At 62.0% G+C, this 14,606-nt stretch carries 15 protein-coding genes; 5 read left to right on the forward strand and 10 right to left on the reverse strand.

Going from position 1 to position 14,606, the window contains the following annotated elements:
* The first annotated feature begins 100 nt into the window (after positions 1-100).
* Positions 101-1,027, forward strand: a complete 927-nt coding sequence (gene finR, locus QOS90_RS10955; RefSeq protein ID WP_027595833.1) for a LysR family transcriptional regulator FinR — start codon at positions 101-103, stop codon at positions 1,025-1,027.
* On the opposite strand, the gene QOS90_RS10960 is transcribed toward finR, so the two are convergent.
* The 3 genes from QOS90_RS10960 to QOS90_RS10970 form a co-directional block, all read right to left on the reverse strand.
* The gene (locus QOS90_RS10960) at positions 1,024-1,386 is read right to left on the reverse strand and encodes a diacylglycerol kinase (RefSeq protein ID WP_027595832.1); all 363 of its coding nucleotides are present in this window, start codon (positions 1,384-1,386) and stop codon (positions 1,024-1,026) included. The genes finR and QOS90_RS10960 overlap by 4 nt on opposite strands.
* Positions 1,387-1,459: 73 nt before the next feature.
* Positions 1,460-2,110: a response regulator transcription factor ErdR gene (erdR, locus tag QOS90_RS10965; RefSeq protein ID WP_027595831.1), complete on the reverse strand. Its 651-nt coding sequence runs from the start codon at positions 2,108-2,110 to the stop codon at positions 1,460-1,462.
* A gap of 222 nt (positions 2,111-2,332) precedes the next feature.
* Positions 2,333-3,043 carry a tRNA-uridine aminocarboxypropyltransferase gene (locus tag QOS90_RS10970; protein WP_027595830.1) on the reverse strand — a complete coding sequence of 237 codons (711 nt, stop codon included), beginning with the start codon at positions 3,041-3,043 and terminating at the stop codon, positions 2,333-2,335.
* A 217-nt stretch (positions 3,044-3,260) separates the two neighbouring features.
* On the opposite strand from QOS90_RS10970, the gene QOS90_RS10975 reads away from it, so the two are divergent.
* Positions 3,261-3,680: a quorum-sensing-regulated virulence factor family protein gene (locus QOS90_RS10975; RefSeq protein WP_027595829.1), complete on the forward strand. Its 420-nt coding sequence runs from the start codon at positions 3,261-3,263 to the stop codon at positions 3,678-3,680.
* A 2-nt stretch (positions 3,681-3,682) separates the two neighbouring features.
* On the opposite strand, the gene QOS90_RS10980 is transcribed toward QOS90_RS10975, so the two are convergent.
* On the reverse strand, positions 3,683-3,895 hold the full coding sequence (locus QOS90_RS10980) for a hypothetical protein (protein ID WP_085272754.1): 213 nt from the start codon (positions 3,893-3,895) through the stop codon (positions 3,683-3,685).
* Positions 3,896-4,199: 304 nt separating this feature from the next.
* Between QOS90_RS10980 and QOS90_RS10985 the strand changes: the two genes are divergently transcribed.
* On the forward strand, positions 4,200-5,318 hold the full coding sequence (locus tag QOS90_RS10985; protein WP_085272753.1) for an LOG family protein: 1,119 nt from the start codon (positions 4,200-4,202) through the stop codon (positions 5,316-5,318).
* A gap of 67 nt (positions 5,319-5,385) precedes the next feature.
* On the opposite strand, the gene recX is transcribed toward QOS90_RS10985, so the two are convergent.
* The 4 genes from recX to QOS90_RS11005 all read right to left on the reverse strand — a co-directional run bounded on the left by recX (position 5,386) and on the right by QOS90_RS11005 (position 8,707).
* Positions 5,386-5,856: a recombination regulator RecX gene (gene recX / locus QOS90_RS10990; protein WP_027595826.1), complete on the reverse strand. Its 471-nt coding sequence runs from the start codon at positions 5,854-5,856 to the stop codon at positions 5,386-5,388.
* Between the two features lie 21 nt (positions 5,857-5,877).
* Positions 5,878-6,945 carry a recombinase RecA gene (recA, locus tag QOS90_RS10995; RefSeq protein WP_027595825.1) on the reverse strand — a complete coding sequence of 356 codons (1,068 nt, stop codon included), beginning with the start codon at positions 6,943-6,945 and terminating at the stop codon, positions 5,878-5,880.
* 103 nt (positions 6,946-7,048) lie between these two features.
* On the reverse strand, positions 7,049-7,531 hold the full coding sequence (locus tag QOS90_RS11000; RefSeq protein WP_085272752.1) for a CinA family protein: 483 nt from the start codon (positions 7,529-7,531) through the stop codon (positions 7,049-7,051).
* 54 nt (positions 7,532-7,585) lie between these two features.
* The gene (locus tag QOS90_RS11005; protein ID WP_256215248.1) at positions 7,586-8,707 is read right to left on the reverse strand and encodes a hypothetical protein; all 1,122 of its coding nucleotides are present in this window, start codon (positions 8,705-8,707) and stop codon (positions 7,586-7,588) included.
* 132 nt (positions 8,708-8,839) lie between these two features.
* On the opposite strand from QOS90_RS11005, the gene mutS reads away from it, so the two are divergent.
* Both mutS and fdxA read left to right on the forward strand, forming a co-directional pair.
* Complete coding sequence (gene mutS, locus QOS90_RS11010) at positions 8,840-11,413, forward strand: DNA mismatch repair protein MutS (RefSeq protein ID WP_027595822.1); 2,574 nt, start codon at positions 8,840-8,842, stop codon at positions 11,411-11,413.
* 140 nt (positions 11,414-11,553) lie between these two features.
* Entirely contained in the window at positions 11,554-11,877 is a 324-nt protein-coding gene (gene fdxA, locus QOS90_RS11015; protein WP_027595821.1) for a ferredoxin FdxA, read from the forward strand.
* A 645-nt stretch (positions 11,878-12,522) separates the two neighbouring features.
* Here fdxA and rpoS read toward each other — a convergent pair.
* Together rpoS and QOS90_RS11025 are read right to left on the reverse strand one after the other, a co-directional pair.
* On the reverse strand, positions 12,523-13,530 hold the full coding sequence (gene rpoS / locus QOS90_RS11020) for an RNA polymerase sigma factor RpoS (protein ID WP_027595820.1): 1,008 nt from the start codon (positions 13,528-13,530) through the stop codon (positions 12,523-12,525).
* A 108-nt stretch (positions 13,531-13,638) separates the two neighbouring features.
* Positions 13,639-14,496: a peptidoglycan DD-metalloendopeptidase family protein gene (locus QOS90_RS11025; protein WP_085272751.1), complete on the reverse strand. Its 858-nt coding sequence runs from the start codon at positions 14,494-14,496 to the stop codon at positions 13,639-13,641.
* Positions 14,497-14,606: the final 110 nt, after the last annotated feature.

Genomic DNA, 14,606 nt, shown 5'->3' on the forward strand with positions numbered 1-14,606 from the left:
GACGCAGCGCGCGCAAGACGCGCAGTTGCGCGATAGTTTAGGGGCAGCGACAATATCTGTTAACTGAATTATCAAGATATGTGTTATCGGTTATATAGATATGCGATTCACTCTCCGTCAGCTTCAGGTGTTCGTCGCCGTAGCCCAGCATCAAAGCGTCTCGCGGGCCGCTGGCCTGCTTGCGCTCTCGCAGTCGGCCGCCAGCACGTCCATCACCGAACTCGAGCGCCAATCCAGCTGCCAGCTGTTCGACCGCGCCGGTAAACGCCTGAGCCTCAACGCCCTGGGCCATCAGCTGCTGCCACAGGCTGTCGCCCTGCTCGACCAGGCCAAGGAAATCGAAGACCTGCTCAACGGCAAGTCCGCCTTCGGCTCGTTGGCGGTGGGCGCCACGCTGACCATCGGCAACTACCTGGCGACCCTGCTGATCGGCAGCTTCATGCAGGTGCACCCGGAAAGCCAGGTCAAGCTGCATGTGCAGAACACTGCGCATATTGTGCAACAGGTCGCCCATTACGAAATTGATCTGGGTCTGATCGAAGGTGATTGCAACCACCCGGACCTGGAGGTTCAGCCTTGGGTCGAAGACGAGCTGGTCGTGTTCTGCGCGCCCCAGCACCCACTGGCAACGCTGGGCAGCGCGAACATTCAGACGTTGTCGCAGGAGGCCTGGATCCTTCGCGAGCAGGGCTCCGGCACGCGCCTGACCTTTGACCAAGCCATGCGCCACCACCGCGCCAACCTCAACATTCGCCTGGAGCTCGAACACACCGAGGCCATCAAGCGTGCAGTGGAATCTGGCCTGGGTATCGGCTGCATTTCGCGCCTGGCCCTGCGCGATGCCTTCCGCCGCGGCAGCCTGGTACCGGTCGAAACCCCGGAGCTGGACCTGATGCGTCAGTTCTATTTCATTTGGCACAAGCAGAAGTACCAGACCTCGGCCATGCGCGAGTTTCTGGAGCTATGCCGCAACTTCACCGCGGGCTTCACCCGCAGTGATGAGATCGTCTTGCCGCCTATTGCCTAGAGCAGAATCACGCCCCAGACCAGCGCAACCATGGTGAGCGCCACCAACTGCGCGGCGCTGCCCATGTCCTTGGCGTTTTTCGACAAGGGGTGACGCTCAAGCGAAATACGGTCGATGGCAGCCTCTACCGCCGAGTTGAACAGCTCGACGATCAAGCCCAGCAGGCACACCGCGATCATGATCGCCCGCTCCGCGCGGCTGACCGGCAGCCAGAAGGCGGTCGGGATCAGCAGCACATTGAGCAGTACCAGCTGACGGAACGCGGCCTCGCCCTTGAAGGCGGCGCGCAAGCCGTCCAGCGAATAGCCGGCGGCGTTGAAGATACGTTTGAGGCCGGTCTGGCCTTTGAATGGCGACATGTGCGTCACTTCACCGATGAAAGGCCGGCAGACTAGTCCAGCTGGGGTCAAAAAAGCGTGAAGAAGCAGCCAGTTAGTGGCTTGCAACCGATTCAAGTTGTTGCAGCAGCAAGGCCGCCTGGGTGCGGGTGCGCACGCCCAGCTTGCGGAAAATCGCCGTCACGTGGGCCTTGATGGTGGCCTCCGAGACACTCAGCTCATAGGCGATCTGCTTGTTCAGCAAGCCTTCGCAGACCATGGTCAGCACGCGGAACTGCTGCGGCGTGAGGCTGGCCAGCCCTTCGCTGGCCGCTTTGGCTTCAGCCGAAACGTCGACTTTCTCGAAGGCTTGCGGCGGCCACCAGACCTCACCGTCCAATACCTTGCGCACGGCGTCCTGAATCACTTCCAGCGGGCTGGATTTGGGAATGAAACCACTGGCACCAAACTCGCGAGACTTGACCACGACGGCGGCCTCTTCCTGCGCCGACACCATGACCACGGGGATCTGCGGGTATTGCCCACGCAGCAGGACCAGCCCGGAGAACCCGTAGGCGCCCGGCATGTTCAGGTCCAGCAGGACCAGATCCCAGTCGGCTTTTTCGCTCAGTCGGGTTTCCAGTTCGGCAATGCTCGCCACTTCAACCAGGCGTACATCGGCGCCAAGGCCGAGGGTAACAGCCTGGCGCAGGGCGCCACGAAACAGTGGGTGGTCATCGGCAATCAGGATTTCGTAAGTGGCCATCGATCTAAGGATCCTGTTCTGTGCCAGGCGCTGCGGGGTAGTAAGGGCGCTTGGCGGAAAGGCACGGCGAAGTCCGGGGTAACGGCACCTTCGGCGTGCCCGAATCGGCGCCAAGGATGCCGAGCACGGTCGGGGTGGTCAAGCCAATTGCCCTGCCGCACTCGCCCACCCTGGCTGCCAGCCCCGACATTATGAACCAAACCGGCCCGACTGCCCCTTGGACTATAGGAAGGTATGCAAACGCTGATGCGCGTCGTCCTGTTCATCCAGCGGCAAATGCCGCTTGGCGCTCAGGTAGTGCAGGCTGAACACGTCCAGGTAAGCGTCCAGGGCCTGGGAGGCGCGCTGGTCGCCGGCCAGTTCCAGGCACATGGCCGCCACTTCCGCCGTGCAGAAGTGATCGTCACGTTTGGAACGACGCAGGCGATAGCGCGACATCTGCTCGGCCTCCAGGCTCAACACCGGGAAGCGGTCCAGGTAGGGGCTCTTGCGGAACATCTTGCGCGCCTCGGTCCAGGTGGCGTCGAGCAGGATGAACAACGGCCGCTTGCCGGGTTCGCGCACCACCTCGTTGACCACCCGTTCCTGAGCAACGAACTCGCCGGGGAAAACGATATAGGGCTGCCACTGGGGCTGTTCGAGCAGCGCCAGCAGGTTGTCGTCCACCGCAGTACGCTGCCAGCCGAAGGCCGAGGTGTCCTCGACCAGGTCGGCGATCAGCCAGCCGGTGTTGGTCGGCTTCAGTGGCTCGGTGTCGTGCATCAGCAGGCACACGCCCGACTCTGCCGGCACCCGGGGCTTCCAGGCGCACAGGCAATGGCTGGCAATGACCCGGCAATGCGGGCAACGGACGGCCCGTGAACCACGGGCAATGAACGGCTTGTTGCTGCGGGCCAGGCGTTCGGCGCGCAAGCGCGCTACCGCGTGGCTCATGCTGGCAGGCCTTTGAACAGGTTGAAAATGCACACTGCGACGGCTCGGATACACAAAACGCAAGTCTACCAGAGCAGGCGTCATTTGCCGTGCAGCGGGACGGGCTGGCCCCTTATAATCGACACTTTGGCGAGCCTGACGCGCGCAAAAGCGCGCATCAGGGAACGCCACCTGCCGGCGCATGTCAAACCGCCAGTCATTGAACCAGGAGAGATACATGCTGCGTCTTATCGTCCCGACCCTGAGCCTTCTGCTCACCCTGCCCCTGGCGGCCCAGGCGGCGTCCAAACAGGACTACGACCTGAACAAGATGCTGCAGAAGGTCGCTACGGAAAGCAGCGTCGGCACGCCGCGCGCCATCAACGAAGACATCCTCGACCAGGGTTATACCGTCGAAGGCAAGGCGCTGGTCAACCACCTGAGCGTGCGCCAGAGCCACGCCGAGCGCATGCAGGCCAACCCCGAGCAAGTGCGCAGCCAGTTGGGCGACAGCGTCTGCCGTAACAGCGGCTTCCGCAACCTGATGTCCAAGGGCGCCGTCATGGTCTATCGCTTCACGGTCTACAAGACCAACCAGCCAGTCATGGACCAGGCATTTGACGCCGCCAGCTGCGTCGCGGGCAGCAAGAAGAAGTAAACCTAGACCACGGGGTGGTCATCAGGGGCGCGCCACTGCTCCTCCTCGGCATCGGCGCGCAACTCTGCCAGAAGCGCTTGCAGGTAGCGTGACTGGCACTCCAGCCCCGAAAGCCTGCGACGGCACTCTGCCTCAAGGCTCAGGTGATGCACCTGAGCTGCATGTTCCAGCTGCTGATACAGCTGCCGGTCCACTTCGATGGTCAAGCGATGCATACCGCCACCTCCTGCATCGATACGATTCGCTTTCCCAGTTAATCAAACCCTCACCCCCATAGGCTGCGCGCCGACGAGCGGCGTTCGCCATCACTTCGGCACGATCAGGCGCAACGGTCTAGATTGATAGCGAGAGCGCCAAAAAACGCCCAGATGGATTTTTGCCACTGCACCATGGCCTTGAAGGCCTACTGCAACGCTCGGGGTACACACTCGAGCCTGAGCAGCCAGCGACGCACGCAGTGTCGCGGCCGGGACACACCATCGACCCGGTCAGAGGTTTTGCTGCAGAAGGAGACGTTGAATGCCTTACCAACCCAACGAGCTGTTGTTCAATCACTTCAGGGACAACAACATCGACCTGAGCAAAATTGACGAACAGCTGCAACTGGTTGCACCAAACAGCCCCAACTTGCCGCTGTACCGGGACATGATGCTGACCATCCTGCGCATGGCCCACGACGACACGGATCGCTGGAGCGCCAAGATCACCCTGCAGGCGCTGCGCGAGCTTGATCATTCATTCCGCGCCCTGGAGCGCTACAAGGGCCGTCGCAAGGTCACGGTGTTCGGCTCGGCCCGAACCCCGCTGGAACACCCGATGTACGCCTTGGCCCGTGAACTGGGCGCCACCCTGGCACGCTCCGACCTGATGGTCATCACCGGCGCTGGCGGCGGCATCATGGCGGCAGCGCATGAAGGGGCCGGCAGCGATCACAGCCTGGGCTTCAACATCACCCTGCCGTTCGAACAGCATGCCAACCCCACGGTGGACGGCACCGACAAACTGCTGCCGTTCCACTTCTTCTTCATTCGCAAGCTGTTCTTCGTCAAGGAGGCTGATGGGCTGGTGCTCTGCCCTGGCGGCTTCGGTACGCTGGATGAAGCACTCGAAGTGCTCACGCTGATCCAGACCGGCAAGAGCCCGCTGGTGCCGGTGGTGTTGCTTGACTCACCCGGGGGCACCTTCTGGCGCGACTGCCTCGACTTCATCAGCCGTCAGCTCGAAGAAAACCGCTACATCCTGCCCAGCGACCTCAAGCTGGTGCGCCTGGTGCACAGCGCCGATGAGGCGGTGGAGGAAATCAACCAGTTCTACAGCAACTACCACTCCAGCCGCTGGCTGAAAAACCAATTCGTGATCCGCATGCATCACCCGCTCAGCGAGGCGGCGCTGTACGACATCCAGGAGGGCTTCGCCGATTTGCGCCTGAGCGGCAAATACCATCAGCACGCCGACAGCGGCGCGGAACACGAGGTCGGTAATTTCAGCCATCTGACCCGGTTGTCGTTCGCCTTCAACGGCCGCGACCAGGGCCGCCTGCGCGAACTGGTGGACTTTATCAACCTGCCGGAAAACTGGGCCAAGCCTCAGCCTATGCACACGACTCAGCGGGCCAGGGAGGCGTTGAAGGTTAGTTGAGCGTCGGAGCAACCTTGTGGGAGCTAGCTTTCCAGCGATCACCGGCGAAGCCGGCTCTCACACCGTTTTAGTAGTCGTCGAGATCCCGACCGCTAAGCAGGCGGCCGATCATTTCCAGGGAGAACCCACGGTAGGCAAGGAATCGGGTTTGCTGGGCACGGCTGCGGGGGTCATGCGGGCGTTGCCCGGCAAACTTGCGTTGCCAGACATCCATCAAACGCTGCGCCCAATCCACACCGCTTTCCCGTAACGCCTGATCGATATCGCCACGGTCCAGGCCACGCTGGCCCAGTTCTTCGCGTATACGCGCAGGGCCATAGCCGGAATTGGAGCGGTACCTGATGAAGCTTTCGAGGTAGCGGGCTTCGCTGAGCAGCCCTTCTTCGGCGAGCCGATCGAGCTCAGGCTCGATCATCTCATCCAGAGCACCTCGCTGACGCAGTTTGCGCGTCAGCTCGACGCGACCATGCTCACGTCGCGCGAGCAGGTCCATGGCTGTCCGCCGAATGGCGACGGGGGTGTCGAGTACGGCGGACATAGTCGCTATCTACAACAGTGATCAATAACCGGCGTCGGCATCAGCCACGTCGTCGGCACTGGCTTCGGCAGCGGCAGCCTTGCCCGCTTCGGCGGCAGCACCGGCTTTGAGCAGCTTCTCGCGGATCTGCTTCTCGATCTCGGCACCAATGGCCGGGTTCTCAGCCAGGTACTTGGCGGCGTTGGCTTTGCCTTGGCCGATCTTGTTGCCCTGGTAGGCGTACCAGGCACCGGATTTCTCCACCAGCCCCTGAGAAACACCCAGGTCGATGATTTCGCCGTTGCGGTAGATACCCTTGCCGTAGAGGATCTGGAACTCAGCCTGACGGAACGGCGGCGAGACCTTGTTCTTGACGATCTTGACGCGGGTTTCGCTGCCGACCACCTCGTCGCCTTCCTTGACCGCGCCGGTACGGCGGATGTCCAGGCGCACAGAGGCGTAGAACTTCAGGGCGTTACCGCCGGTGGTGGTTTCCGGGCTGCCGAACATCACGCCGATCTTCATACGGATCTGGTTGATGAAGATGACCAGGCAGTTGGCGTTCTTGATGTTACCGGTGATCTTGCGCAGCGCTTGGGACATCAGACGAGCCTGCAGGCCCACGTGCATGTCACCCATCTCGCCTTCGATCTCGGCCTTGGGCACCAGGGCTGCCACGGAGTCGACGATGATCACGTCGACCGCGTTGGAGCGCACCAGCATGTCGGTGATTTCCAGCGCCTGCTCACCGGTGTCTGGCTGCGACACCAGCAGGTCGTCGACATTGACGCCCAGCTTGCCGGCGTATTCCGGGTCAAGGGCGTGCTCGGCGTCGACGAAGGCGCAGGTGGCGCCGTTCTTCTGGGCTTCGGCGATGACCGACAGGGTCAGCGTGGTTTTACCCGAGGACTCCGGGCCGTAGATTTCGACGATACGGCCTTTTGGCAGGCCGCCAATGCCGAGGGCGATGTCCAGGCCCAGGGAACCGGTGGAGATAGCCGGGATGCCGGTGCGCTCGTGGTCGCCCATGCGCATGACTGCGCCTTTGCCGAATTGGCGTTCGATCTGACCCAGGGCCGCAGCCAAGGCGCGTTTCTTGTTGTCGTCCATTGAAACCCTCACGTGTTCGACTTGGCCCTGATGGCCGGAATACCTGTATAAGTAGCCAGTATTATTCCACAGCGAAGCGCGCGCGCAAACCCCTGTCGTCGATTTACTCGGCACCAAGCTGTAACAAGCCGTCTAACGCGGCGATCACCGTTTGTCGGCGCACCGCATCACGGTCGCCGTCGAACTGGCGGCGCTCGCTGAAGACACGGCTGCCATCGGCCCAGGCCAGCCATACGGTACCCACCGGTTTTGCCGGCGAGCCACCGTCCGGCCCCGCCACACCGCTCACCGCCACCGCAAAGCGCGCGCCGCTGGCCGCCTGCGCCCCGCGGGCCATGGCTTCGACCACCTCCTGGCTGACCGCCCCCACCTGGCCGAACAGTGCCGCGGGCACCCCCAGCTGGCGGGTCTTCTGGGCATTGGAGTAGGTCACGTACCCGGCCTCGAACCAGGCCGAACTGCCGGGGATGCGGGTAATGGCCTCGGCGATGCCACCGCCCGTGCAGGATTCGGCGGTGGTCACCTGGGCATTGAAGCGGCGCAGGTGCTCGCCCAGGCGGGCGGAAAGTGCGGTGATCGGGTCCATATCAGGCTCCTTGAAGACTGCGCACTACCCTACCACCCCATGCGCGGCGCGGCTTCAGGAAACCTTCAGGCTATCGCGGGCAATGGCGCTAAACGCACGCTCGTCGCGCCGCCCAAGACGCGGTAGGCCGGCTGGCCAGCCCTGGGTCCAGTCCAGGCCACGCAAATGGCGCATGTCCTCAATCGCCGAACGCCACCAGACCACCTTGCAGGCGCGCTGGTAATCGTCGCTGCCGATGACACTGCCATATAAAAGCTTGCGGCCGACACCCCGGAGCTCTGGGGGCACGCGCGTAAGGCTCCACTTGACCGAAAGGCGGTTGAGCCAGGATGGCACCGGGCGATGCGCAGGCACCTTCAAGGCCAGGCCAGGCATCTTCGCCGTAAAGCGCTCGCCGTGGCGGGCGAAGAAAATCTCCAGAATGGCGTGGATGTACTGCTTCATCGCAAAGTAGTGGCTGATCACGCCACGCGCCTGGTTGATCTGCGCGCCCTGCAACTCGAACGAAAAGGCGATCTGCTCGATGGTGTGCAATTCACGGGCGTAAGGCGTCCACGCATCGATGCGCTGGATGGCACGTTCGGCAATGCCGGCATTCTCACGGGTGAAGCCCAGGACACCGCTGTTGCACAGCCGCAGGTCGTCGCTCGGCACTGCGCCCGCACGCGCAAGCCCTGCGCTGAAGCCGAGGTAGTCCTCACGGTGCGACGCCTCGGCCCAGCGCATCTCGACCTCGTCTACCAGGTACTGCCCGGCATCCACCTGGCCAAACAGCTTCAGCGGTGACTGCAGGAACACCGTGTCGGTGTCGATGAACACTGTCTTGTCCGCCCACTGCCCAGCTTGCGCAATGGCGCAGGCCTTGCGCCGATGGGTGTAGCCGCCCTCCCCGGTCCAGGCCTGCAGGGTCGCGTCATCCAGCGCGATCACCTCAACCGGCCAACCGGCGAATGCCTGCGGCTGGTCGGTCAACACACGAATCACCGGCAGCTCCGCCGGCTTGCAGCGCGCCAGGGCGGTGAGGATGCTGAGCTTGGCTTCCAGCTGGTAAATCCGCCGATCACCGTACAGGAGGTAGATCAGTTGCTGCTTTACATAAGGGATACGGCTGGACAGGTTCATCACTACGTCACGGCTAGGGGCATTCAAAAAGGCCGCGCATTCTAGTGCAGTCAAGGACGAAGCTCCATGATGGCCCGCCGAACTGCGCGCACATGCCCCACTGCGGCCGCCTGCATCTGGATGAAAAAGCCTGTACCATTGCCGGTTTTACCATCGCCAACCAGATCACCCGCTGTAAGGCCCTGAATGTCAGATCTCTCCGCACACACCCCGATGATGCAGCAGTACTGGAAGCTGAAAAACCAGCACCCGGACCAGCTGATGTTCTACCGCATGGGCGATTTCTACGAGATCTTCTACGAAGATGCGAAGAAAGCCGCAAAACTGCTGGATATCACCCTGACCGCGCGCGGCCAGTCGGCCGGCCAGTCCATCCCCATGTGCGGCATTCCGTTCCATTCGCTGGAAGGCTACCTGGCCAAACTGGTCAAGCTCGGCGAATCGGTGGTGATCTGCGAACAGATTGGCGACCCGGCAACCAGCAAGGGCCCGGTGGAGCGCCAGGTGGTGCGCATCATCACCCCCGGCACGGTCAGCGACGAAGCACTGCTCGACGAGCGCCGCGACAACCTGATTGCCGCGCTGCTGGGCGATGAGCGCCTGTTTGGCCTGGCGGTACTGGACATCACCAGTGGCAACTTCGGCGTGCAAGAGATCAAAGGCTGGGAAAACCTGCTGGCCGAGCTCGACCGCCTCAACCCGGTCGAACTGTTGATCCCCGACGACTGGCCACGCGACCTGCCGGCCGAAAAACGCCCTGGCGCGCGCCGCCGCGCCCCGTGGGACTTCGACCGCGACTCGGCGCGCAAGGCCCTGTGCCAGCAATTCGCGACCAAGGACCTCAAAGGCTTTGGCTGCGACAAGCTGACCCTGGCCATCGGCGCCGCCGGATGCCTGCTGACCTACGCCAAGGAAACCCAGCGCACCGCCCTGCCGCACCTGCGCAGCCTGCGCCACGAGCGCCTGGACGACACGGTCATCCTGGATGGCGCCAGCCGCCGCAACCTGGAGCTGGACGTCAACCTGGCGGGCGGGCGCGACAATACCCTGCAGTCGGTGATCGACCGCTGCCAGACCGCCATGGCCAGCCGCTTGCTGACCCGCTGGCTGAACCGCCCACTGCGTGACCTCAAGGTCCTGCAGGCGCGCCAGGATTCGATCCGTTGCCTGCTCGACGGCTACCGTTTCGAAAAACTGCAGCCGCAGCTCAAGGAAATTGGCGATATCGAGCGGATCCTCGCCCGTATCGGCCTGCGCAATGCCCGCCCACGCGACCTCGCACGCCTGCGTGATGCCCTCGGCGCCCTGCCCGAGCTGCAAAACGCCATGGCCGAGCTGGAAGCCCCGCACCTGGCGCGCCTGGCCGCCATTACCGGCACCTACCCAGAGCTGGCCAGCCTGCTGGAGCGGGCGATCATCGACAACCCGCCCGCGGTAATCCGTGATGGCGGCGTGCTCAAGGCCGGCTACGACAATGAGCTGGACGAGTTGCTGGCGATCAGCGAGAACGCTGGCCAGTTCCTGATCGACCTGGAAGCCCGTGAAAAAGCCCGTACCGGCCTGGCCAATCTCAAGGTCGGCTACAACCGCGTGCATGGCTACTTCATCGAGCTGCCGACCAAGCAGGCCGAACAAGCCCCGGGCGACTACATTCGCCGCCAGACCCTCAAGGGTGCGGAGCGCTTCATCACCCCAGAGCTCAAGGCGTTCGAGGACAAGGCACTGTCGGCCAAGAGCCGCGCCCTGGCCCGCGAGAAGATGCTTTACGATGCCCTGCTCGAAACCCTGATCAGCCACCTGGCACCGCTGCAAGACAGCGCCGCCGCCCTGGCCGAACTGGACGTGCTGAGCAACCTCGCCGAGCGTGCCCTGAACCTCGACCTGAACTGCCCTCGCTTCGTCGACGAGCCGTGCTTGCGCATCGACCAGGGCCGTCACCCGGTGGTCGAGCAGGTGCTGACCACGCCGTTCGTGGCCAACGACCTGAACCTGGACAACAGCACCCGCATGCTGATCATTACCGGCCCGAACATGGGCGGTAAATCTACCTACATGCGCCAGACCGCCTTGATCGTGCTGATGGCGCACATCGGCAGTTTCGTGCCGGCAGCCCAGTGCGAGCTGTCGCTGGTCGACCGCATCTTCACCCGCATCGGCTCCAGTGACGACCTGGCCGGCGGGCGCTCGACCTTCATGGTCGAGATGAGTGAAACCGCCAACATTCTGCACAACGCCACCGACCGCAGCCTGGTGCTGATGGACGAAGTCGGCCGCGGCACCAGCACCTTCGATGGCCTGTCGCTGGCCTGGGCCGCCGCCGAGCGCCTGGCCCAGTTGCGTGCTTACACGCTGTTCGCCACGCACTACTTCGAGCTCACTGTACTGCCGGAAAACGAGCCGTTGGTGGCCAACGTGCACCTGAACGCCACCGAGCACAACGAGCGCATCGTCTTCCTGCACCATGTGCTGCCAGGCCCTGCCAGCCAAAGCTACGGCCTGGCCGTGGCCCAACTGGCCGGCGTGCCCACACCGGTCATTCAGCGCGCCCGCGAGCACCTGGGCCGCCTGGAAACCGCGAGCCTGCCGCACGAGCAGCCGTTGGGCAAGCAGGCCAAGGATGAGCCACACGTCCCGCACCAGAGCGATCTGTTCGCCAGCCTGCCACACCCGGCCATCGAGAAGCTGGGCAAGCTGGACCTGGACGACATGACCCCGCGCCAAGCTATCGAAATGCTATATCAACTAAAGAACCTGTTATAACGGCGCCCACTACAAGCTGGTAGAATCCGCCGCGGTTTGCTGGTGCTGCAGGTTATTAGCCTGGCCTGCAGCCACATACCCGTAAACCGCGCGGCCCCGAGAGGAAGGGCCGCCGCCGTCGCCTGAGGAGAGAACTAGAAATGACCTTCGTCGTCACCGACAACTGCATCAAATGCAAATACACCGACTGCGTGGAAGTCTGTCCGGTGGACTGCTTCTACGAAGGCCCGAACTTCCTGGTCATCCACCCGGACGAGTGCATCGACTGCGCACTGTGCGAGCCGGAATGCCCAGCGCAAGCCATCTTCTCGGAAGACGAAGTGCCATCGGGCATGGAAAACTTCATCGAGCTGAACGCCGAACTGGCGGAAATCTGGCCAAACATCACCGAGCGTAAGGACGCCCTGCCGGACGCTGAAGAGTGGGATGGCAAGACTGGCAAGATTGCAGATCTGGAGCGCTGATAGCGCGCGGATACGAAAAAGGCCCATTCGGGCCTTTTTTCATTTTCAGCAGGCAAAAAAAGGGGCGGTATGACCCGCCCACATTTTTTTCCGTAGTCCCTGATTGTCCCAAACATCATCCTGATGAAATCGCTTCTTGCGATGTCCTTGGCCTTCTCCCTGAAAGCCTGTGCATGTCCGTGTGCACAGTTCGAATACTAGCGACTTCAGCGGGCGAGACAACCGAGGCACCTCTCAAGATATTACCGCGGACACTTTTCCTCACATCCAAATAATCCATGATTTTCAGTGAGTTAGGATTACGGCGGAGCTGAAAACGACAATGATTTACTGTTGGTTGCATAGATAGCTTACAAAACAAGTAAGCGATCTCTTACACGCGATGTTACTGGGGTGGCGCGGTACACAAATGCGGGATGGCGAATCTGGTTTCTGACCTGTGCATCACCCCTGTAGGAGCAGCCTTGTGCTGCGAAGAGACCAGTGATCCCAGCGCGAATTTGCACTGTTGCCACCGGCCTCTTCGCAGCACAAGGCTGCTCCTACAGGGGGGCGCGTTTACAGGGAGGCGCGTTATTCTGGCTGCACCGCGCACACAAAAACGCCCCGAGGCTATCGGGGCGTCTTATGCTGGCGAACAGCTTGTTACTGGAACAACGACTCGCTAGACAGGCCATTCTTCTCGAGGATCTCGCGCAAGCGCTTGAGCCCCTCTACCTGGATCTGCCGTACACGCTCACGCGTCAGGCCGATCTCCAGGCCAACATCTTCCAGGGTGCTGCTCTCATGCCCGCGCAGGCCAAAGCGGCGCACCACCACCTCACGCTGCTTGTCGGTCAGCTCACCCAGCCACTGATCGATGCTCTGCGAAAGGTCGTCGTCCTGCAGCAGCTCACACGGGTCGGTCGGGCGGTCATCGGTAAGGGTATCGAGCAGGGTCTTGTCCGAGTCCGGCCCGAGCGAAACATCCACCGAAGACACCCGCTCGTTCAGCCCCAGCATCCGCTTGACCTCAGCGACAGGCTTCTCAAGCAGGGTGGCGATTTCTTCTGGCGAGGGCTCGTGATCGAGCTTCTGGGTCAGCTCCCGCGCAGCGCGCAGGTAGACGTTGAGCTCCTTGACCACGTGGATCGGCAGGCGAATGGTACGGGTCTGGTTCATGATCGCCCGTTCGATGGTCTGGCGAATCCACCAGGTCGCATAGGTCGAGAAACGGAAACCACGTTCCGGGTCGAATTTCTCGACCGCACGAATCAACCCCAGGTTGCCCTCCTCGATCAGGTCGAGCAACGACAGGCCACGATTCACGTAACGACGGGCAATTTTCACAACCAGGCGCAGGTTGCTTTCGATCATGCGCTTGCGGCCGGCGGGGTCGCCTTTTTGCGACAGGCGCGCAAAATGCACTTCCTCTTCTGGCGACAGCAGAGGCGAGAATCCAATCTCATTGAGGTACAACTGAGTAGCATCAAGTGCCCGAGTGTAATCGATGTACTTGTGCTGCTTGAGCGAAGAGCCGGTCTTGGCCCTTGTCCGAACCGAAGATACAGCAGGTTCGTCTGACACCACATCCGTTTCCAAAACGATGCCCGTCTCCATCAGGAGGACGTCATCGTCGATGTCAAACTCCGGCGCTTCTTTATTGAGAGCCATTGTTATAGTCCTTTGCTGAGTTCGAACTCAGACTCGAGCGGCACCTGTATCCCTGGCAGCGCTGGAGCCTGTCCCCTCTACATCAGAGGAACAGGCCAGGTACAACAATCAACGACGTGGCAGGAACTGGAGCGGATCGACGGGTTTGCCCTGGCGGCGAATCTCGAAATGCAGCTTCACCCGATCAGTGCCCGTGGACCCCATTTCAGCAATCGACTGCCCAGCCTTGACCTGCTGCCCCTCCCGAACCAACAGCCTGCGGTTGTGACCGTAGGCACTGACGTAGGTATCGCTGTGCTTGATGATGATCAGCTCGCCGTAGCCCCGCAAGCCACTCCCGGCGTAGACCACTGCACCATCAGACGCAGCAAAAACAGGCTGTCCCAAATCACCGGCGATATCAATGCCTTTATTCAAACTACCGTTTGAAGCAAATTTTCCAATTAGCACGCCATTGGCCGGCCAGGTCCAACCGCCTACCGCGCGCTCTGCGGCCGGCACGGTGGCGACCACCGGCGCACTGGTTGTCGGGGCCGTTGTAGCCGGCTTGGTGCTACCGCTGGGGGCGGTGCTGGCGCTACCAACGGGGCGACGAATGACCGTGGTTTTGCTCGAGGACGAAGGGTTGGACACCACCGTGGTGCTACCCGTGGTGCCGCTGCTGAAGCGAATCGGCTGGCCAGGGCGAATGGTGTAAGGCGCCGGGATGCCGTTGCGGGCGGCCAGCTCCTTGTAGTCCCAGCCGTAACGGAAGGCGATGGAGAACAACGTATCGCCCGGCTTGACGATGTACTGACCGGAGGTCACCGTCGGCCGTTTGGGCGCTGCATTGTTACGGTCGACCACCCGCGCGCTTGTCGAGCTGGTGCTGGAACAACCCGCCAGCAAGGTGCCCATGGCCAGTGCAATCACCAGAAGCTTGAAGCCCGCCCATTCCTTGCGCTGCCGAATGACTGTGTGACCCACCCGCGCTCCCCTCATGGTGCCGAATACCGAAATAACGATAAGAAATGCAATATTGTTGCAATTATAACCGAGCCCACCTGTATTGGGTGGACGGCTGCAAAGGCCACTCG

The organism is Pseudomonas sp. LAIL14HWK12:I10 (genome assembly GCF_900184205.1).
GTDB classification, from domain to species: domain Bacteria; phylum Pseudomonadota; class Gammaproteobacteria; order Pseudomonadales; family Pseudomonadaceae; genus Aquipseudomonas; species Aquipseudomonas kermanshahensis.

What these genes read in the sequence shown, in the direction of transcription:
- QOS90_RS10975 (WP_027595829.1), top strand. Translation starts at nt 3,261, where the DNA reads ATGCTGCGTCTTATCGTCCCGACCCTGAGCCTTCTGCTCACCCTGCCC.
- recA (WP_027595825.1), bottom strand. Translation starts at nt 6,945, where the DNA reads ATGGACGACAACAAGAAACGCGCCTTGGCTGCGGCCCTGGGTCAGATC.
- QOS90_RS10960 (WP_027595832.1), bottom strand. Translation starts at nt 1,386, where the DNA reads ATGTCGCCATTCAAAGGCCAGACCGGCCTCAAACGTATCTTCAACGCC.
- fdxA (WP_027595821.1), top strand. Translation starts at nt 11,554, where the DNA reads ATGACCTTCGTCGTCACCGACAACTGCATCAAATGCAAATACACCGAC.
- QOS90_RS10970 (WP_027595830.1), bottom strand. Translation starts at nt 3,043, where the DNA reads ATGAGCCACGCGGTAGCGCGCTTGCGCGCCGAACGCCTGGCCCGCAGC.
- QOS90_RS10980 (WP_085272754.1), bottom strand. Translation starts at nt 3,895, where the DNA reads ATGCATCGCTTGACCATCGAAGTGGACCGGCAGCTGTATCAGCAGCTG.
- QOS90_RS11000 (WP_085272752.1), bottom strand. Translation starts at nt 7,531, where the DNA reads ATGGACCCGATCACCGCACTTTCCGCCCGCCTGGGCGAGCACCTGCGC.
- QOS90_RS10985 (WP_085272753.1), top strand. Translation starts at nt 4,200, where the DNA reads ATGCCTTACCAACCCAACGAGCTGTTGTTCAATCACTTCAGGGACAAC.
- rpoS (WP_027595820.1), bottom strand. Translation starts at nt 13,530, where the DNA reads ATGGCTCTCAATAAAGAAGCGCCGGAGTTTGACATCGACGATGACGTC.
- mutS (WP_027595822.1), top strand. Translation starts at nt 8,840, where the DNA reads ATGTCAGATCTCTCCGCACACACCCCGATGATGCAGCAGTACTGGAAG.
- recX (WP_027595826.1), bottom strand. Translation starts at nt 5,856, where the DNA reads ATGTCCGCCGTACTCGACACCCCCGTCGCCATTCGGCGGACAGCCATG.
- finR (WP_027595833.1), top strand. Translation starts at nt 101, where the DNA reads ATGCGATTCACTCTCCGTCAGCTTCAGGTGTTCGTCGCCGTAGCCCAG.
- erdR (WP_027595831.1), bottom strand. Translation starts at nt 2,110, where the DNA reads ATGGCCACTTACGAAATCCTGATTGCCGATGACCACCCACTGTTTCGT.